Genomic DNA, 18,028 nt, shown 5'->3' with positions numbered 1-18,028 from the left:
ATTAATGCCAGGCGTTTTGCAGCGCCTCAATCGCCTCTGCCAAATGCTGTACAGCAATTACTTTAATGCCGCTGATCGGCTTTCTTGGCGCATTGGCAGCCGCAACTACCGCATGACTAAAACCGTGCTTCCCCGCATCACGAACACGTTCTTCGCCACCTTGAACCGGCCTGATTTCGCCGGTAAGCCCAACTTCACCAAATAATACCCAGTCTCTTGGTAAAGCCTTGTTACGCAGGCTGGAGAGCACCGCCGCCAACACCGCCAGATCAGCCCCTGTTTCACTGAGTTTGACGCCGCCCACGACATTAATAAACACATCCTGATCGTGACAGGTAATGCCACCATGACGATGCAGGATTGCCAGCAACATTGCCAAACGATTTTGCTCAAGACCAACTGACACCCGCCTTGGGTTGCCAAGCGGACTATCGTCTACCAACGCTTGAACTTCGACCAGAAGTGGTCGGCTACCCTCGCGAACGACGGTGACCACACTGCCGGGAACCGCCTTCTCGCCGCGCGACAGAAAAATAGCTGACGGGTTACTGACTTCTTTCAGCCCGAGCTCGGTCATGCCAAACACACCCAGCTCGTTCACTGCGCCAAAACGATTCTTCACTGCCCTTAATATACGAAATCGTGTTGACGTATCACCTTCAAAATAAAGCACTGTATCGACCATGTGCTCCAGTACTCTCGGTCCAGCCAAAGCACCCTGCTTGGTGACATGACCGACCAGAATCATGGTGGTACCGGTAGATTTGGCAAAGCGTACCAACTGGGCGGCACTCTCACGCACCTGCGCAACGGTGCCCGGTGCGGATTGCAATAGTTCTGTAAACACGGTCTGAATGGAGTCAATCACCATAACCTGAGGTTGACGCTGCCTGGCTGTTGCAATCATTTGCTCGGCATGTGTCTCTGCCAAGAGATCCACAGGCGATTGTTCCAGTTGTAATCGCTCAGCTCGCAGGCGAATTTGCTGTAAGGATTCTTCACCACTGACATAAAGTGGACTCAAGCCACTACTGGCCGCCATTGAGGCCATTGCCTGCAACAACAAGGTTGATTTACCGATGCCCGGATCGCCACCAATCAGCACGACCGATCCCGTGACCAGCCCTCCGCCCAGTACCCGGTCGAGTTCGGGTAAGCCTGTGGTCCAACGCACTGCCTGTTCAGAAGTCACAGCCTGAAGTGGCAGCACTTCATTTTTTTGTTCTCCGGCATAGCCCGAATGTCGACTCACCGTCGCCTGTGCGCTGGCAGTGCTTGCCGTCAATAACTGTTCTTCCAGACTGTTCCAGGCACCGCAATCACTACAACGTCCCGCCCATTGGGGCGTCTGTGCGCCACATTCCTTGCAGACATAAATACGTTTAGCTTTGGCCATCGCAATAATCCCTATGCACTCGTTGTGTCAGCACCGACAGCAGTTCATAGGCTATCGTCCCGGCACTCATTGCCACCTGCTCAACCGGTAATTGTGTGCTCCCCCACAACAACACTTCATCACCTGGCATGGCTGCCGGGCAATGCTCAAGATCTATGCAAATGGTATCCATCGAAACCCGGCCAATGACCGGCAGCAGTCGGTCCCGAATGATCACATTACCGCGGTTGCTCAAATGCCGGTGATAGCCGTCACCATAACCACAACTGACAACGCCCATACGCGTCGCTTTGGTGGCTGTCCACTCACCACCATAGCCAACCTGATCGCCCGGTTTGAGTAATTGCGTGGCAATCAGTGTCGAGCGCAGTTGCATGACCGGTTTCAAACCAAGGTCTTTGGCAGATTGCTCGTTAAATGGAGAAACGCCATACAACATCAGTCCAGGGCGCACCCATTGATAATGAGCATCTGGCAAACTGATGATCGCTGCCGAGTTGGCCATGCAAGCTGATAAACCAGTTTCTGTGACCAGCTGACGCATCACAGAAATCTGGGCACTATTGCGACTATCGTCCAACAAGTCGGAATTGGCAAAATGGCTCATCAGACCCAATTGTTGGTCGGTATATCCGGCACTATTCAACTGTTGTTTTGCCAATCGCAACGCTTCAGCTGGCATGCCAAGCCGGTGCATGCCGGTTTCCAGCATTAACCAGCAAAAGGGAACCTGTCCATTACATTTCAACAGCAATTCGACATGCTCGGCTAAGTGCAATACCGGCGTGATCTGTTGATCAATTGCGCACTGAAACTGCTCGCGGGTATGCATCCCCTCCAGCACCACAATTGCGTGGTTAATACCCCCCTGACGAAGCAGCACCGCCTCATCCAGCCTGGCCACGGCATAGGCATCCGTCTCCAGCAGCGCGTTTGCTATCGGCAGCAAACCGTGACCATAACCATTGGCCTTGATAACGGACATGATTCGACTATTTGGAGCAAATCGTCTGGCTTGCTGCAGATTATGTTGCAGTGCAGCGGTGTCAATGGAGGCTAACGGGTAGTTCATCACTCGTTGGAATCAGCGTATTCGTCGTAATAACTGGGTGCAAAATTTTCAAAACGTGTGTATTTGCCCTGGAAGGTCAGTGCAACTGTGCCTATCGGACCGTTACGTTGCTTGCCGATAATGATTTCAGCCTTGCCTTTATCGGCAGAATCTTCGTTGTAGACTTCATCGCGATAGATAAACACAATTAAGTCAGCATCCTGCTCAATCGCACCGGACTCACGCAAATCTGACATCACCGGACGTTTATTGGGACGCTGTTCAAGACTTCGATTGAGCTGCGACAGCGCAATGACGGGTACTTCAAGCTCTTTGGCAAGCGCTTTGAGTGAGCGTGAAATTTCTGAAATTTCTGTCGCACGATTCTCGGTTGACTTGCCAGAGCCCTGCATCAATTGCAGGTAGTCGATCACAATCAGACTCAGGCCGTGCTCGCGTTTGAGCCGACGTGCACGCGCCCGTAATTCGGTCGGTGACAATGCGGGCGTGTCGTCAATAAATAGTGGTGCATCATTCAGCAAGGCAATCGCTGAAGTCAGTCTTGGCCAGTCGTCATCGTTGAGACGACCTGTCCTTAGACGATGCTGATCAATTCGACCAAGTGAGGACAGCATCCGCATCGCCAGTGAGTCAGCCGGCATTTCCATACTGAATACGGCCACCGGCTGCTTGCTGTGTATGGCTGCATTTTCGGCAAGATTCATGGCAAAGGTGGTTTTACCCATGGATGGGCGACCCGCCACAATGATCAAGTCGGCCGGCTGCAGCCCTGACGTTTGATCATCAAAATCGATAAAGCCAGTTGGCAAACCCGTGATGGCACTGTCTTGTTCAAACAGCGTGTCAATACGATCCACGACCTTGGTTAAAACATCTTTGACCTGGATGAAACCACCGCCACGTCGAGCACCTTTTTCTGCGATCTCAAAAACGTGTCGTTCAGCCTTATCCAGCATATCCTCGGTCGACAGCCCTTCCGGCTTGAACGCCATATTCGAGATACTGTTACCGACCTGAATCAGCTGACGCAGGATAGAGCGCTCACGCACGATGGATGCGTAGGCGGCAATGTTTGCAGCACTGGGCGTATTGCCAGCCAGATGACCCAGATAGGCCAGCTCACCGACTTTATCCAGTTCACCGTGCTTGTCATGCCACTCGGCCAGGGTGATTACATCAACCGGTTGCGCTTGATCCAGCAAAGTCCGGATAGCACGGAAAATAAGTTGATGATCGTGTCTGTAGAAATCCTGCTCAACCAGAATATCAGCGACTTGTTCCCAAGCACTGTTGTCGAGCATTAAACCGCCCAGCACAGATTGCTCGGCTTCGATGGAGTTTGGGGGTACTTTCAGGGCCTGCGTATCATTATCCGGATATGGGTCGGAATAGTTGATCTCTTCCACAGCAGTCACCTGAATGCTTGCAATTCACTCAACATCCAATCCCTGAACAACAATCATTCAGAGGCGTTGGACAAAAAGACAGGACGGGCGAGTTGCTCGCCCGTCCTGAGGCATACTTATTCTTGCTCTTGCGCCTTGGCAATCGCTTCAGCTTCTTCCAGAGCAGCTTCACGAGCTTTTCTGGCTTCTTCAGCTTCTGCACGCGCTTGCAGTTCTGCTTCTGATGTGACGTTAACATTGACTGCAACTACCACATCAGCATGTAGTTGAATGTCAATTTTGTACTCGCCAGTATGACGCAGTGCACCCGTTGGCAGACGCACTTCGTTGCGGTCAACATCAGCGCCAGCCGCATTCAATGCGTCAGCGATGTCAGCAGCAGTGACTGAGCCAAACAGTTTACCTTCAACGCCAGCATTAGCCATGATATTAACATCACCCGCCGCAAGCAGTTTAGTCTTGCGAGCTTCTGCTTCTGTCAGCAGTTTAGCCGCTGCCGCTTCAAGCTCGGCGCGACGTGATTCAAACACTTCGCGGTTACGCTTGGTTGCAGGCAGTGCCTTGCCTTTAGGCACCAGATAGTTGCGACCGAATCCTGATTTTACAGAAACTTCTTCGCCCAGATTGCCCAGTTTTTGAACTTTTTCCAGCAAAATTACTTGCATCGTTCTACCCTCATTCGCAGCATGTGGCTGCTCTTAAAATTTACTCCGCATTATTCTCAGAAGAATGTTTGCGGAAATTAACCCATTGTTCGATTACACCCAACATCGCCAGCAATAACACCATTTGCGGCAGCATGAATACCAGCATGACATACATCGCGATCAGCCAGAATTTTGACTTGTTGCGCTGTCTGACCAATGCATGCGCAATCGCAATACCCTGCAGGGCAAACACAACCAGCATCACCGGCAGACAGTCGACGATAAACTGCAGGCCAGCCGGCAGACTCAGTAATGTCAGCAATAACAACGCTGTTGTCAGCAAGGCCGCTGGTTTGCCGAGACGAATCTGGCAAAACTCATTACCAAAGGCGCCCGGATCATACAGTGACGCCTGCCATGCCCGACCAATCAGTAAACCAATGACCACATTGAGCATTACAGCCGCTGCCATCAGCCCGGTCATCAGTTTTGCGATTTCAGAAAACAGCGCTTGCGTCTGAGCCTGATCCAGTTGCCAGCCATCTGTGCCTTGCAACAGTTCCATCAGCGGCGTCAGCATGCCAAACCACCATGCCGCTGGTTCTGCTATGAACAGATGTATTGCCAGCACCACTGCAATGCCCAACCCCGCTGAAGCGAGAAGACTGAGCGTCATGGAGCGACTGTAGCCCAGTACCAGCGTGATGCCATAAACAGGCAACCAACTGGTCACAAACATGATTAATGCCAGGCTGTACTGCCCCAGTATCAAACTTGCCGCAATAATAGCGACCAGCAATGCGGCAGCGAGTACTTTTGCACCCTCTACCGGACCGATTCTCAATGTCGCCAGCACGATAACCCCTGAAGCGAGGTATGACAGTGGCGGCAATAACAAAGCACCGAGGGACAACAGCGCCACCACAAAGGCGGACTGCCATAATCCCTTCATCGCAAAACCGGCCATTGAGCGCAGCATTTTGGTGTTTCTTGCTTAGGCTATGTCAGGAACCGTGATTCTTACTTGTGCATATCGCAGTAAGGAATCAGCGCCAGGAACCGTGCGCGCTTGACACAGGTAGACAGTTGACGCTGGTAACGCGCCTTGGTGCCTGTGATGCGGCTGGGCACGATTTTGCCCGTTTCGGTGATGTAGTTCTTGAGCAGGTTTACATCTTTGTAATCGATTTGTTTCACACCTTCAGCGGTGAAACGGCAAAACTTTCTACGTCTGAAAAAACGTGCCATGTGAATTCTCCTAGATTTTAGTTGGCTTGCGCAGGTCTGCTGTCTTCGTCTTTGCGCATCATTGGTGATGGCTCGGTAACAGCTTCGTCAGCGTTGACAACCAGATGACGGATAACCGCATCGTTGTAGCGGAACGCAGTGGTAACTTCGTTCAGCTGGGCAACGTCACATTCAACGTTCATCAGCACGTAATGCGCTTTGTGAACCTTGTTGATAGGGTAAGCCAGTTGGCGACGACCCCAGTCTTCCAGACGGTGAATAGTGCCACCGTTGCTGGTCAGCGTTTGGGTATAACGCTCGATCATGGCAGGCACTTGTTCGCTCTGGTCAGGGTGGACCAGAAACACGATTTCGTAATGTCTCATTAGAGCTCCTCACGGTTTAATCAGCTTTCCGGGCTTCCGGAAAGCAAGGAGTTTTTGCCCAAGCTTATCTCAGGCAATCGAGCATTCTACTTTATATATACTGATCGTCACAAGAGACGCTGACGATAGGCTTCATACAAACAGACACCGGCCGCGACAGAAACATTGAGACTCTCGGTCTGTCCTTGCATTGGAATAAACACCACTTCGTCACAATGCTCTCGGGTCAGCCGGCGGATACCTTTACCTTCTGCGCCCAGTACAATTGCGACCGGTCCGGTCAATCCGGACTGGTACAGCGATTGCTCACTCTCCCCGGAAGTACCGATGATCCATATTCCACGCTGCTGAAGCTCGCGTAACACTCGGGCCAGATTGGTCACCTGAAAAAATGGCAATCGCTCGGCAGATCCACTGGATATCTTGATCGCAGTTGCCGTCAGACCTGAAGCTCTATCCTTGGGTGCAATCACTGCATGTGCACCAGCTGCTTCTGCTGTTCGCAAACAAGCGCCGAGATTGTGTGGGTCCTGAACGCCATCCAAAATCAGCAATAGCGGTTGCTGCTCAAGATCATCAAGCAACATGCCCAGCTCAATTTCTCCCAAGGCTTCGAGTGGCTTACAGCGAGCAATACAGCCCTGATGTATTTTGTCAGGCAGTAGTTCGTCCAGCTGCTCGCGTTCAACAGCATGTGTTTTTAAACCCAGTCTGTCTGCTGACTCAGCGATTGCTTTGACTCGCTGATCATGCCGCGCATCCGCCAGCCACACTTCAATGACCCGGCTGGATGGCGCATCAAGTGCGGCCTGCACTGCGTGCAGGCCGTATATCAGATTGCTGTTGTCACTGGTAACTGCGCGGCGTTTGGTAGGCTTCGCTTTCCTGTCCTTCGATGATCGGTTTGACATATATCTCCACTCGGCGATTCAGCTGACGTCCAGCCTCGGTATCGTTGCTTGCGCGCGGTTCGGTCTTGCCTCGCCCGGTCACAACCAGTCGATCCTGGGTGACGCCCTGACCTGAAAAATAATCGGCCACAGACTGAGCTCGGCGCTGCGAAAGCTGCATATTGTAACTGTCTGAGCCGATGCTGTCGGTATGTCCTACGACATGAATCACTGTTCTTGGGTAGCGCTGCAAGACACCCGCAACATTTTCCAGAGTCGGCATAAAGGCTGGCTTCAGCGCGGCGCTATCGAAATCAAAAGATATTTCGTTTGAAACGTTAATCTTCAGAGACTCATCTTCCATTCGTTGCAGTTCGATAGCATGCTGAGTTTCCTGCTCTGCCAGTATGGCTTCCATTTCACGCTGTTGGTTGTCCATATACCGACCAACCGCACCGCCGGCTAATGCTCCAACCGCTGCGCCGACAAGAGCGCCACCGGTGCCTCGATCAACGGCATATCCGGCTGCTGCACCTGCAGCGGCCCCCACGGCTGCCCCGGTTTTCATGCGTTTGTTCGGATCATCTGCGGCACAGGCTGTCAGTAAAACAGTCAACGCACTTACACTTATTATTTTTTTCATTGTCGTCTCTCCTTTCGTGACAGTATGAATTCTAGACCGACAATCCCTCGCTGACTATACTGAATGCCCGCACTTAAACGGATCCTCCGATGCAAGCTGAATTCATTCCCGTCAATATTGCAGTTTTGACAGTTTCTGACACGCGCAGCGCGGCTGACGACAAATCTGGCGCCCTGTTGCGCGAGCGCCTGCTCGCCTCCGGTCATCTTCTCGCTGAACAAGCCATCGTTCGGGATGACATATATGCCATTCGCGCCATCGTTTCGCGATGGATCGCCGACGAAAACATTCAGGCCATCATTACCACCGGTGGCACAGGCATGACCGGACGAGATGGCACACCGGAAGCTATCAGCGTCTTGTTTGATAAAACCATTGAAGGTTTTGGTGAATTGTTCAGGCAGATTTCATACTCAACGATTCGCACTTCCACCATTCAATCCAGAGCAGTGGCCGGTGTCGCCAACGGCACTTTTATTTTTTGTTTGCCTGGCTCATCTGGTGCTTGTATGACCGCATGGGATGAAATTTTGATCCATCAACTGGATGCTCGCCACAAACCCTGCAACTTTGTTGATTTGATGCCTCGATTGCGCGAAAAATGATCAAACTGCAATTATTCACCACTGCAGGTTGCCATCTCTGCGAACTGGCTGAACAGACAATACATAACGCCGGATTGAGCCCAGACTATCAGCTGGAGCTGGTTGAGATTGGTGACAACGACCAGCTGGTCGAACAATATGGAATCCGAATCCCGGTACTGCGCAGCGGTAAGGGTCATGAACTCAATTGGCCCTTTGACGAAGACGCCATATTGGCATTTCTGAATATGGACGCCAGAGTCTAATAAGCAAATTAAATTCAGAAACTTAGTTCATCAAATGCTGGCTGCAACCAACGGAACTTTGTTGCTTGCAACACAATCTCATTGGGACATCATGGGTATCGTGGAGTCGCCATGTCCTTTTCCATTAATTCTGTTTTTTTTGCTTTGGCCGTCAGCCTGTCAGGTAGCGCTTTTGCATTTCCGCCAATGCCTGGGGAACGCCATGATGTCGGTGGCTACAAACTGCATATTCATTGCAAAGGCGAAGGTGCGCCCACGGTTATCATCGACGTCGGACTGGGGGATGACTCCACAGACTGGTTACCTGTGCAGGTTGCCGCTGCCAGTACCAGCAAAGTGTGCGTGTTTGATCGGCCTGGTTATGGATGGAGTGACTTTGGCCCCCGCCCCAGAGACAGTTCCCGTATCGTCTCGGAGCTTGAGGTATTACTGAAAAATGCTGACATCCCACCTCCGTACGTAATGGTGGGCCACTCTTTTGGCGGCTATAACGTCCGTCTGTTCGCCGCCAATAATCCAGACGATATTGCAGGCATGATTCTGGTGGATTCATCACATGAGCGTCAGCATGAGCAGCTTGAAATCAAACTGCCCCAGAACCCTGGACGCGGCTCCAATGTGTTGATTCTGCAAAAAAGCAGTGAGATCGATTATCACGCAGACAAGCATGTCATGTTAAGAGAACGTGCCTACCGCGCCTCAGTGGCGGAAATCACCGCCATGCATCAAAGCGCCACACAAGTACAACAGAATGCAGTGATTCCCAGCATTCCTCTCATTGTTATCAGCCGCGGGCGATCTGATTGGATGGGTAATGAAGCTGCCGCGCAACGCGAGAAAATCTGGACCCGACTCCAGCAGGATTTGACCCGCTTGTCGCCGCTCAGCAGACACATTTTTGCGCACAAAAGCGGACATGCCATACCGCAACAGCAACCTGAGATTATTGTCGATGCCATCAGCCAGGTCATTGAACTGGCCAGAATACGAGAGACATCCGCAGTTCAGTAAGTCATTGACTAGTGAATGCTGATGGCGCATCCGAGGTATCGCCAAGCGGTGCCACCTGTGCTTTGGTTATAATGCGTTATTTTGTCGGAATCCCGAATGACCGTTTTATTTGTAGACCAGCCAGCGCAACTGGATGAGTTATGTGCACAACTCGCTGGCAGTCAATGGCTAGCCGTAGACACCGAGTTTCTCAGAGAAAAAACATACTACCCGCAGCTGTGTCTGATCCAGGTCGCCAATGAATCGGTAATTGCCTGCGTAGATCCGTTAGCACTGTCAAATCTGGATCCGCTGCTTGATCTGTTTTATCACCCGGACACAACTCTGGTGTTTCATGCCGCTCGGCAGGATCTCGAACTGCTCTATATGCTGCGAGGTGAACTGCCTCAAAAGATTTTTGATACGCAATTGGCCGCCACCATGCTTGGTTATGGTGACCAGACCGGTTATGCCAGCATGGTAAAAACGCTGCTGGACGTCGATTTAGACAAGGCTCACTCCCGGACAGACTGGAAACAACGGCCGCTGTCAGACGCTCAACTCGAGTATGCCGCTGACGATGTTCGTTACTTGCGTGACATATACCTGATAATGCTTGAGTCACTGACAAAGCAAGCCAGGCTTACCTGGCTCGAAGAAGATTTTTCCGCATTGTCACGCAGCGAAACCTATCAGTCAGATCCGGCATTTATCTGGCGTAAGATTCGAGGTGCAGGCAAGCTCAAAGGCATACAACTGGCAGTACTTGAAAAACTGGCCATCTGGCGTGAGCAACAGGCTATTCAGCGTAATCGGCCACGGCGCTGGATTATCAAAGATGAAATCATGCTCGATCTGGCGAGATTCATGCCGACCAGTATGGAGAAACTGTCACGCATCCGGGGATACGAAGCCAGAGATATCGAACGAGATGGCACAGAAATCTTGCAGCAGATTGCCAAGGCAATCGAAACTCCGGAAGCGGAGTGGCCGATAATGAAAAAACCGGTCCCGCTGACCAATCAACAAGAAGCGCTGATTGACGCACTGATGGCGCTACTGCGTAAATATTCAGACGAATGTTCGGTCACACCTTCTGCCATTGCCAGTCGCAAAGACATTGAACGTCTGGTGCGAGGTGAAGACGATTTGCCGTTACAACAAGGCTGGCGCAACGAGGTTGTCGGCCATTATCTGACTGATTTTCTCAATGGTAAGCTCAAACTCATGGCTGACCATCAACACATTCTTATCGAACAAGGATAGCGCCATGTCTGCACTCATCTGCGGCTCTTTTGCCTTCGACACCATTATGGTATTCCCCGATCACTTTAAAAATCACATTCTGCCTGACAAGGTGCATATGTTGAACGTCGCCTTTATGGTGCCGGAATTACGACGTGAGTTTGGTGGTTGTGCCGGCAATATTGCCTACAACCTCAAACTACTCGGAGACGACCCTGTACCGATGGGGACTGTTGGCCGCGACTTTGCCAGTTATGCCGAATGGATGGACAAGCATGGCATCAATCGCCGACATGTCAGAGTGATTGATGAAACATACACCGCGCAGGCATTCATCACGACCGATATCGACGATAACCAGATCACGGCCTTTCATCCAGGCGCAATGAGTCATGCCCATGAAAACACTATTGCCGATGCCGAACACATTAGCCTGGGAATCATTGCCCCTGATGGCCGCGATGGCATGATTCAGCACTCCCAGCAATTTCATCAAGCGAATATCCCTTTCATTTTCGATCCTGGTCAGGGTTTGCCGATGTTCGATGGTGATGAGCTGATGCAGTTTGTTAAACAGGCCAGTTTTATCGCGCTCAATGACTATGAAGCACAGATGTTCCAGAACAAGACTGGCCTGTCGCCCCACGATATTGCCCGCCATGTTGAGGCACTGATTATTACTCGTGGCAGCAAAGGCTCCTGTATCTATACTGAAAACAAACGTATTGACATTCCATGCGCCCAGGCTGCGGAGATCAAGGACCCGACCGGCTGTGGTGATGCTTACCGGGCCGGTTTACTGCATGGCATCATGCACGGCAAAACCTGGGAAGAAACCGGACGCATCGCTTCATTGCTCGGCGCGATAAAAATTGAGCAATATGGCACGCAGAACCACCATTTCGATCTCTCCAGCTTCCAAACAAGATTCAAGGCAGCGTTTAAATAATCAGAGCAGGAAGTAGAGTAATTGCAAACAGATTGCGGCATAGATTGCCGCAATCACATCATCAAGCATGATGCCGAAACCACCGTGAACCTGCTGATCTGCCAGTTTGACCGGCCACGGTTTCCAAATATCAAACAGCCGGAATAACACAAAACCGGCGATTACCCATTGCCAGCCCTGTGGTGCCATGATCATGGTGACCAGATAACCGACAATCTCATCCCAGACGACCGCAGATGGATCTTCTTGTTGCAACCAGTTGACCGCCTGCTGACATAACCAGATGCCAATCACAAATGCGGCAAGCGTTGCCAGTAAATACCAGAACACAGACAAAGGCTGGAGCAATAGATAAATCGGAATAGCGACCACAGTCCCGGCCGTTCCTGGTGCTTTTGGAGACAGGCCAGCCCCAAAACCCAAAGCAGCAAAACAGGCGGGACGTTTGAGCAGTTGCCGGAAGTCAGGTTTATTACTTGAAGTGGTCATATCCAATACTTGTTGACGGAGGTTCAACCACTCTACCAGTATGATCAACCAGCACCAATCCCGGCACTGAGGTAATCTCGCCGATACAGGTCACTTCAACATCGGTTTCAAGCAGTTCATGGAGTCTATCGGCAGGCACTGTGAAACAGAGTTCGTAGTCATCACCTGCAGTCAGTGCCAGGCTTATCGCGGTAGTACGCGGAAGCTGCTTTAACGCCTCTGACATCGGCAAGCTATCAATATTGAGCATTGCACCAAGTTTGCTGGCCTCAAGGATATGGCCAAGGTCAGCCAATAGACCATCTGAAATATCAATCGCAGCATGGGCACGATGTCTGAGCATTTTTCCAGTGATGTTGCGAGGTGTCGGCAATTCCAGTCGTGACCACAGGTATGCTTGTTGATCTGCGCTCAGTGCTTGCAGGCTGAGGCCTGTTAATCGGCTATTAAGTGCGGCACCGGCATCACCCAGTGTGCCCGTGACGCATATTTTGTCACCTGCTCTGGCCGTATCTCGCCGCAAGGCTGCGGCTTCAGGCACATGGCCGTGTACCTGAATGCTGATGGTCAATGGGCCGCGAGTAGTATCACCACCCACCAGCTGCACATTGTGTTTTTTTGCCAATTCAGCAAGACCGGCGGTAAATGATTCAAGCCAGGCAGTATTATTTTCTGGCAGTGTCAACGCCAGCGTAAACCAGGCCGGTTCCGCACCCATGGCGGCTAAATCACTTAGCCCAACCGCCAGACTTTTATAGCCCAGACGGAAAGGCTCAACATCGGCAAAGAAGTGTACCCCCTCCACTAGTGTATCGATAGATACCGCCAGCAGCTGTGTCGCGGGTCCTCTCAGTAAGGCACAATCATCACCGATACCTTTGACCACATCGGCACGGCCGCTGGTCAAATGTGCAAAATAGGTCTGGATGAGTGAGAACTCGTTTGCCGCCAAAGTAAAATCCGTATTTGCCGTCTATCAATGATCCGGAGAGTATTCATTATCCGGGTAACAATTTGCTGGCTTGGCGCAAGCACTATTTTCGATTGCGGGCAGCCTTGGCAGTCTGATACTCAGCTGGCCGAAGTTTTGAGCCAACCTTGTCAAGCACACCGTTGACATATTTGTGTCCCTGCTCACCACCAAATGATTTGGCGAGCTCTACCGCTTCATTAAGAACGACTCTGTATGGAATCTCCGGTTTGGCCAGAAACTCATAGACCGCAAGTCTCAGAACAGATGCTTCAACCGGATCAATAGCTGTCAATTCACGATCAACCGCAAAGGACAAGGCTTCATCAATCTTAGACATCTCATTGAGAACACCAGCTACCAAGTCATTGAAATAATTCTTGTCGATGCGATCAGCATATTCTGCAGTCACAAACTCTAATGCTGATGGTTCAGGGCGTTGATCATTCACAAGTGACTGATACAATGCCTGAACAGCTGCACGTCTGGCCTGAGTTCTGGGTAAGCCTGCCGCCATGATTATTTCGCTGTCTCAATGTGACGCAGCACGTTTACCATCTCCATGGTACCCATTGCCGCCTCAGCACCTTTATTTCCAGCTTTGGTGCCCGCACGCTCAATAGCTTGTTCGATGGTGTCGACTGTCAGCACACCAAATGAAACCGGGATATCAAGCTGCAATGTCAATTGACCCAGTCCTTTCGAACATTCACCGGCGACATAGTCAAAATGAGGAGTACCACCACGAATGACGGCTCCCAAGGCAATAATTGCGTCGTACTTGCCGGTACGGCCCATACGTTGAACAGCGAGTGGAATTTCAACCGCGCCGGGTACTCTGGCGATTTCAATATCACTCTCGCTGCCACCATGGCGCAACAGACAATCAACCGCACCAGAGATAAGACTTTCTACAACAAAGTCGTTGAAACGTCCCGCTACAATGGCGATTTTCATGTTTTTTGCAGAGTAATCACCAGAGAATGTTTTGATATTGCTCATCTTGTCAGAGATCCAGGAATACGAGAAAAGAGAATTATTGTACTTTGTTTAAATTTTATTGCCTAACAGCCTGTTACAGCCAGCGCTGAAAAAAGCGCACCGGCTGTTTAATGTCTTGTGCCTGACGCCCGGCCTCAACGGTAAACCACTGATAAGGCTGCTGATCAATTCTGACAGCCGTCAATTCATCGCCCCAGACGGCTCCGCTATCCAGTGAAAAGACATTGCCATACTGCCCAGTACCCAACATGGACCAATGACCAAAGACAATTCGGTCATTTTCGCTACGTCGATTAGGCATGGCAAACCAGGGCTTTTGTTTGGCTGGCCGATCGGCAGGTGCCCCTTTGAACCTGAGCGCCAGGCGACCATCTTCATGACAATAACGCAAGCGGGTGAAGCAGTTGGTGATGTATCTCATTCGATCCCAGCCAGCAAGATCCTCTGACCAGCGTTTGGGTTTGTTGCCATACATGTGTTTGAAGAATTCTCGCCATCGCTCTCCACGCAGCACTGTTTCAACCTCGGCAGCTCGATCCAGTGCATCCTGAATCGACCATTCCGGTGGTAATCCGGCATGCACCATGCTGAACTGTAAGTCTGCATCGTGATAAAACAATGGTTGATGACGAAGCCAGTTCAGCATCGCCTCACTATCCTCGGCGGTTAACACCGAGTTCAAGGTATCGAGGCGATGCTTCTTTTCAGTAACGCCGGCAGCGTTGGCAAGCAGATGCAGATCGTGGTTACCAAGCACCACTTTGACTGACGCTGGATAGCGCATGCAAAAGCGCAGTACATCAGCCGAATTGGGTCCGCGGTTGACCAGATCACCCGCCAGCCATATTTGATCGCTTTCTGGGCTGAAGTCGATGCGTTCCAGTAATCTGACCAGAACGTCATAACATCCCTGAACATCGCCAATGGCGAAAACAGCCACTGCCGTCTAACTCAACGTCGACGATAAAGCGGTTCTGGACGCAACACCGTCGCCTGATAACTTTCGGTGAAGTCATCAAAGGCAGACAGAGCCTGCTCAGCAGTTTCTGGCTTGGCTAGTTCAAAGCTGTTGATGCCACATTGCGACATGTTGAACAGTTGATCTCGCAACACATCACCCTGGGCACGGATTTCACCTTTGAAGTGGTAGCGATCTCTAAGCAGGCGCGCATATGAGTAACAACGACCATCGGTAAAGACCGGAAACAGCAAAACCACCAATTGAAAATGATGCAGATCCGGCACCAGCTCTTCAAGTGGATCATCGCCTGACAAACGAATACCCAGGCCGGAACCGTGTTTTGACAATATCTCGTGTTGCTCCTGCCATCGCGTCAGCGTCACCGTGATGTTGCCGTCTATCAGTGAATCGTCATCCGACAAGTGAACCCAGTTGTCTTCAACGATTTCTCTGTCTTTAATTATCAGCATATACACGCTCCTTGAATGGCTCTATCCCCACACGTCTGACAGTTGCCAGGAATGCTTCGTCCTGATGACGAAGGTCTACATAGGCATCGAGTATTTCCGTAACCGTTTTGACGACGTCTTCTTTAGGGATCGCCCGGCCAAGCCGTTCACCCAGTGAGGCATCGGCTTCAGAGCTGCCACCCAGCGTAAACTGATACCACTCCTCGCCTTTTTTATCGACGCCCAAAATGCCGATATGACCGACACTTTGATGAGCACAGCCGTTCATACAACCTGAGAATTTGATCTTGATATCGCCAAGGTCATACAGATAATCCAGATCATCAAATTTTTCTGAAATCTGCAATGAAAGCGGGATTGAGGTTGCGTTAGCCAAACCACAATAGTCCAATCCTGGGCAGCAAATGATATCTGTCAGTGTATTGATGTTGGGTGTTGCCAGCCCTTCTGCTTCCAGCCTCAACCACAAGGCATATAAATCGGCCTGCTTAACGTCAGTGAAAATCAGGTTTTGAGTATGGGTAGAACGAATTTCTGCAAAGCTGAACTCCTCAGCCAAATCAGCCAGTACTTCAAGCTGATCCGAGGTGATATCACCGGGAGGTACACCCGGCTTTTTCAGTGATACATAAACTGCCCGGTAGCCCGGCACTTTATGATCTGCAGTATTTTGCTTGGCCCAACGCGCAAATGCCGCATCCTGTCCAAGCATTTCGCTGTAGCTGGTGTCTTGCTCTGCATCCAGCTCGTAGTCAGGCTCGGTGAAATATTGCTTCACCCGATCGATTTCTTTTTGATCCAGCTTTAACTGTTCACGAATTTGCACCCACTCCGCTTCCACCAGCTCGCGGATGTGATTAATTCCATGCTCACGAACAGTGATTTTGATCCGTGCTTTGTATTTGTTGTCGCGACGACCCAGACGGTTATAGACACGTAAAATTGCTTCCAGGTAAGACAACAGATCCTGTTTTTCCAGGAAAGGACGAATTTGCACGCCGATGACCGGAGTTCGTCCCAGTCCACCGCCAACAAACACCTCAAAGCCGACCTGACCATCATGGTTTTTAACCAGGTGTAGCCCGATATCGTGCAGCTTGGTTGCCGCCCTGTCTTCAGGGCTACCAATCACTGCAATTTTGAATTTACGTGGTAAGTAAGCAAACTCGGGATGGAAGGTTGACCATTGTCTGACAATCTCTGCCCATGGACGTGGATCTTCAATCTCGTTCGCATTCACACCTGCAAGTTGATCTGATGTCACGTTACGAATGCAGTTACCACTGCTTTGAATGGCATGCATCTGAACACTGGCCAAGGCTTCAAGAATATCCGGCACATCTTCCAGCTTGGGCCAGTTCATCTGAAAATTTTGGCGGGTGGTGAAGTGGACAAAACTTTTGTCGTATTTACGTGCGACATGCGCAATCATTCTGACCTGTGTCGCGGTCATCATGCCGTAAGGAATGGCAACGCGTAACATAGGTGCATGGGTCTGAATATACAGACCATTCATCAACCGTAACGGACGGAACTGATCTTCTGTCAGCTCACCGGCCAGAAAACGACGCGTTTGATCGCGGTACTGCTTAACCCGCTGATCAATCATCGTTTGATCGTACTCATCGTATTGGTACATCGAAGCTCTCTGAAACGCTATAAATTAGACCAGCTATTATAACGGTGACTGTTAATAACATGAAATCATCAATCGCTATATAAATATACTGGTAAACAGTATCCAGCCCACCAATATCAAGCTGTTAGCGGATATTCAAGCACCTGCCAACTTTTCACAGACGGGACAATTTTTACCTGTCAGCGACTGTATGGCGCGCAAGCTGCAGCTTGACCTGCTTCAGTGTTTGTTCAGCTTAAATGTGGCATAGTCTCCCTCGCACAAATATTGGTCAGAACAAAAGCATTCAGACAAAGCAGAAACACAGAGTGGAGAAGCTCATCACAGGGCAGATAGCATGATTAAACTGACACGAAGACAAACCCAACGCATCTGGCTGATCATCGCCTTTGCATTTGTATTGCTGATCGGCAACTACTACCCGCCGCAACTTGATCAGCCACGATCACTCGATGCTCCGCTGACGGCCGAACAACTATTTGCCGATGAACAAAGTCGAGTTCAACTGCAGGTAGAAGGTACCGTCGTTCGATTACTGCCCGACAGACCCCGCCATCAGCGCTTTGTGATTGAACTGGAGAGCGGCCATACCTTGCTAATTGCTCACAATATCGAACTTGCACCGCGCATTGACTCACTCAAGACTGGCGACAGTGTGAGTATTTACGGACGTTATGAATGGAACGAGGAAGGCGGTGTGGTGCATTGGACGCATCATGATCCGGCCAATATTCACCCGCATGGCTGATCAGACATCAAGGTCAGCTGTATCAATAAGCGATGACAGAAAATCTGA

General features: G+C 50.6%; 22 protein-coding genes. 6 read left to right on the top strand and 16 right to left on the bottom strand.

Going from position 1 to position 18,028, the window contains the following annotated elements; genetic code table 11:
* Position 1: 1 nt before the first annotated feature.
* The 9 genes from radA to MPL1_RS05360 form a co-directional block, all read right to left on the bottom strand.
* Positions 2-1,396, bottom strand: coding sequence for a DNA repair protein RadA (gene radA, locus MPL1_RS05400; RefSeq protein WP_009726114.1), 1,395 nt, complete (start codon positions 1,394-1,396; stop codon positions 2-4).
* A complete protein-coding gene (gene alr, locus MPL1_RS05395; protein ID WP_009726113.1) occupies positions 1,383-2,468 on the bottom strand; it encodes an alanine racemase in 1,086 nt (361 codons plus the stop codon). The genes radA and alr overlap by 14 nt, the downstream gene beginning before the upstream one ends.
* A complete protein-coding gene (gene dnaB, locus MPL1_RS05390; protein ID WP_009726112.1) occupies positions 2,468-3,874 on the bottom strand; it encodes a replicative DNA helicase in 1,407 nt (468 codons plus the stop codon). Before dnaB ends, alr begins: the two co-directional genes overlap by 1 nt.
* Positions 3,875-3,990: 116 nt before the next feature.
* Positions 3,991-4,539: a 50S ribosomal protein L9 gene (rplI, locus tag MPL1_RS05385; protein WP_009726111.1), complete on the bottom strand. Its 549-nt coding sequence runs from the start codon at positions 4,537-4,539 to the stop codon at positions 3,991-3,993.
* A gap of 40 nt (positions 4,540-4,579) precedes the next feature.
* Entirely contained in the window at positions 4,580-5,500 is a 921-nt protein-coding gene (locus MPL1_RS05380) for a hypothetical protein (RefSeq protein ID WP_009726110.1), read from the bottom strand.
* 41 nt (positions 5,501-5,541) lie between these two features.
* Entirely contained in the window at positions 5,542-5,769 is a 228-nt protein-coding gene (gene rpsR, locus MPL1_RS05375) for a 30S ribosomal protein S18 (protein ID WP_009726109.1), read from the bottom strand.
* Positions 5,770-5,786: 17 nt separating this feature from the next.
* Positions 5,787-6,134 (bottom strand): 30S ribosomal protein S6, encoded by a 348-nt coding sequence (gene rpsF, locus MPL1_RS05370; protein WP_009726108.1) that lies wholly within the window; start codon positions 6,132-6,134, stop codon positions 5,787-5,789.
* A 107-nt stretch (positions 6,135-6,241) separates the two neighbouring features.
* Entirely contained in the window at positions 6,242-7,045 is an 804-nt protein-coding gene (rlmB, locus tag MPL1_RS05365) for a 23S rRNA (guanosine(2251)-2'-O)-methyltransferase RlmB (protein WP_083859206.1), read from the bottom strand.
* Entirely contained in the window at positions 6,981-7,667 is a 687-nt protein-coding gene (locus MPL1_RS05360) for an OmpA family protein (RefSeq protein ID WP_009726106.1), read from the bottom strand. The genes rlmB and MPL1_RS05360 overlap by 65 nt, the downstream gene beginning before the upstream one ends.
* 89 nt (positions 7,668-7,756) lie before the next feature.
* Here MPL1_RS05360 and moaB point away from each other — a divergent pair, with 89 nt between their 5' ends.
* From moaB to MPL1_RS05335, 5 genes are all read left to right on the top strand, one after another.
* Positions 7,757-8,272 carry a molybdenum cofactor biosynthesis protein B gene (gene moaB / locus MPL1_RS05355; protein WP_009726105.1) on the top strand — a complete coding sequence of 172 codons (516 nt, stop codon included), beginning with the start codon at positions 7,757-7,759 and terminating at the stop codon, positions 8,270-8,272.
* A complete protein-coding gene (locus MPL1_RS05350; protein ID WP_009726104.1) occupies positions 8,269-8,517 on the top strand; it encodes a glutaredoxin family protein in 249 nt (82 codons plus the stop codon). The genes moaB and MPL1_RS05350 overlap by 4 nt, the downstream gene beginning before the upstream one ends.
* Before the next feature lie 111 nt (positions 8,518-8,628).
* Positions 8,629-9,528, top strand: a complete 900-nt coding sequence (locus MPL1_RS05345; RefSeq protein ID WP_009726103.1) for an alpha/beta fold hydrolase — start codon at positions 8,629-8,631, stop codon at positions 9,526-9,528.
* 96 nt (positions 9,529-9,624) lie between these two features.
* Positions 9,625-10,773, top strand: a complete 1,149-nt coding sequence (rnd, locus tag MPL1_RS05340) for a ribonuclease D (RefSeq protein WP_009726102.1) — start codon at positions 9,625-9,627, stop codon at positions 10,771-10,773.
* A gap of 4 nt (positions 10,774-10,777) precedes the next feature.
* Positions 10,778-11,701, top strand: coding sequence for a carbohydrate kinase family protein (locus tag MPL1_RS05335; RefSeq protein ID WP_009726101.1), 924 nt, complete (start codon positions 10,778-10,780; stop codon positions 11,699-11,701).
* Here the strand turns inward: MPL1_RS05335 and MPL1_RS05330 are convergent, their stop codons facing one another.
* From MPL1_RS05330 to MPL1_RS05300, 7 genes are all read right to left on the bottom strand, one after another.
* Complete coding sequence (locus MPL1_RS05330; RefSeq protein ID WP_009726100.1) at positions 11,702-12,190, bottom strand: phosphatidylglycerophosphatase A family protein; 489 nt, start codon at positions 12,188-12,190, stop codon at positions 11,702-11,704.
* Complete coding sequence (gene thiL, locus MPL1_RS05325; RefSeq protein ID WP_009726099.1) at positions 12,174-13,142, bottom strand: thiamine-phosphate kinase; 969 nt, start codon at positions 13,140-13,142, stop codon at positions 12,174-12,176. The genes MPL1_RS05330 and thiL overlap by 17 nt, the downstream gene beginning before the upstream one ends.
* Before the next feature lie 82 nt (positions 13,143-13,224).
* Positions 13,225-13,677, bottom strand: coding sequence for a transcription antitermination factor NusB (gene nusB / locus MPL1_RS05320; RefSeq protein ID WP_009726098.1), 453 nt, complete (start codon positions 13,675-13,677; stop codon positions 13,225-13,227).
* Between the two features lie 2 nt (positions 13,678-13,679).
* Positions 13,680-14,162 (bottom strand): 6,7-dimethyl-8-ribityllumazine synthase, encoded by a 483-nt coding sequence (ribH, locus tag MPL1_RS05315; RefSeq protein WP_009726097.1) that lies wholly within the window; start codon positions 14,160-14,162, stop codon positions 13,680-13,682.
* A 73-nt stretch (positions 14,163-14,235) separates the two neighbouring features.
* Positions 14,236-15,102: a symmetrical bis(5'-nucleosyl)-tetraphosphatase gene (locus MPL1_RS05310; protein ID WP_009726096.1), complete on the bottom strand. Its 867-nt coding sequence runs from the start codon at positions 15,100-15,102 to the stop codon at positions 14,236-14,238.
* Between the two features lie 11 nt (positions 15,103-15,113).
* Positions 15,114-15,593: a DUF934 domain-containing protein gene (locus MPL1_RS05305; RefSeq protein ID WP_009726095.1), complete on the bottom strand. Its 480-nt coding sequence runs from the start codon at positions 15,591-15,593 to the stop codon at positions 15,114-15,116.
* Positions 15,580-17,232, bottom strand: coding sequence for a nitrite/sulfite reductase (locus MPL1_RS05300; protein WP_009726094.1), 1,653 nt, complete (start codon positions 17,230-17,232; stop codon positions 15,580-15,582). Before MPL1_RS05300 ends, MPL1_RS05305 begins: the two co-directional genes overlap by 14 nt.
* A gap of 337 nt (positions 17,233-17,569) precedes the next feature.
* Between MPL1_RS05300 and MPL1_RS05295 the strand changes: the two genes are divergently transcribed.
* Entirely contained in the window at positions 17,570-17,980 is a 411-nt protein-coding gene (locus MPL1_RS05295) for a DUF3465 domain-containing protein (protein ID WP_009726093.1), read from the top strand.
* The last annotated feature ends 48 nt before the right edge of the window (positions 17,981-18,028 follow it).

This window comes from Methylophaga lonarensis MPL, from assembly GCF_000349205.1.
Lineage (GTDB): Bacteria > Pseudomonadota > Gammaproteobacteria > Nitrosococcales > Methylophagaceae > Methylophaga > Methylophaga lonarensis.
The sequence above is the reverse complement of the archived record's forward strand: the minus strand, read 5'-3'. Positions and strand labels throughout refer to the sequence as shown.

What these genes read in the sequence shown, in the direction of transcription:
- radA (WP_009726114.1), bottom strand. Translation starts at nt 1,396, where the DNA reads ATGGCCAAAGCTAAACGTATTTATGTCTGCAAGGAATGTGGCGCACAG.
- alr (WP_009726113.1), bottom strand. Translation starts at nt 2,468, where the DNA reads ATGAACTACCCGTTAGCCTCCATTGACACCGCTGCACTGCAACATAAT.
- rplI (WP_009726111.1), bottom strand. Translation starts at nt 4,539, where the DNA reads ATGCAAGTAATTTTGCTGGAAAAAGTTCAAAAACTGGGCAATCTGGGC.
- MPL1_RS05380 (WP_009726110.1), bottom strand. Translation starts at nt 5,500, where the DNA reads ATGCTGCGCTCAATGGCCGGTTTTGCGATGAAGGGATTATGGCAGTCC.
- rpsR (WP_009726109.1), bottom strand. Translation starts at nt 5,769, where the DNA reads ATGGCACGTTTTTTCAGACGTAGAAAGTTTTGCCGTTTCACCGCTGAA.
- rpsF (WP_009726108.1), bottom strand. Translation starts at nt 6,134, where the DNA reads ATGAGACATTACGAAATCGTGTTTCTGGTCCACCCTGACCAGAGCGAA.
- rlmB (WP_083859206.1), bottom strand. Translation starts at nt 7,045, where the DNA reads ATGTCAAACCGATCATCGAAGGACAGGAAAGCGAAGCCTACCAAACGC.
- MPL1_RS05360 (WP_009726106.1), bottom strand. Translation starts at nt 7,667, where the DNA reads ATGAAAAAAATAATAAGTGTAAGTGCGTTGACTGTTTTACTGACAGCC.
- moaB (WP_009726105.1), top strand. Translation starts at nt 7,757, where the DNA reads ATGCAAGCTGAATTCATTCCCGTCAATATTGCAGTTTTGACAGTTTCT.
- MPL1_RS05350 (WP_009726104.1), top strand. Translation starts at nt 8,269, where the DNA reads ATGATCAAACTGCAATTATTCACCACTGCAGGTTGCCATCTCTGCGAA.
- MPL1_RS05345 (WP_009726103.1), top strand. Translation starts at nt 8,629, where the DNA reads ATGTCCTTTTCCATTAATTCTGTTTTTTTTGCTTTGGCCGTCAGCCTG.
- rnd (WP_009726102.1), top strand. Translation starts at nt 9,625, where the DNA reads ATGACCGTTTTATTTGTAGACCAGCCAGCGCAACTGGATGAGTTATGT.
- MPL1_RS05335 (WP_009726101.1), top strand. Translation starts at nt 10,778, where the DNA reads ATGTCTGCACTCATCTGCGGCTCTTTTGCCTTCGACACCATTATGGTA.
- MPL1_RS05330 (WP_009726100.1), bottom strand. Translation starts at nt 12,190, where the DNA reads ATGACCACTTCAAGTAATAAACCTGACTTCCGGCAACTGCTCAAACGT.
- nusB (WP_009726098.1), bottom strand. Translation starts at nt 13,677, where the DNA reads ATGGCGGCAGGCTTACCCAGAACTCAGGCCAGACGTGCAGCTGTTCAG.
- ribH (WP_009726097.1), bottom strand. Translation starts at nt 14,162, where the DNA reads ATGAGCAATATCAAAACATTCTCTGGTGATTACTCTGCAAAAAACATG.
- MPL1_RS05305 (WP_009726095.1), bottom strand. Translation starts at nt 15,593, where the DNA reads ATGCTGATAATTAAAGACAGAGAAATCGTTGAAGACAACTGGGTTCAC.
- MPL1_RS05300 (WP_009726094.1), bottom strand. Translation starts at nt 17,232, where the DNA reads ATGTACCAATACGATGAGTACGATCAAACGATGATTGATCAGCGGGTT.
- MPL1_RS05295 (WP_009726093.1), top strand. Translation starts at nt 17,570, where the DNA reads ATGATTAAACTGACACGAAGACAAACCCAACGCATCTGGCTGATCATC.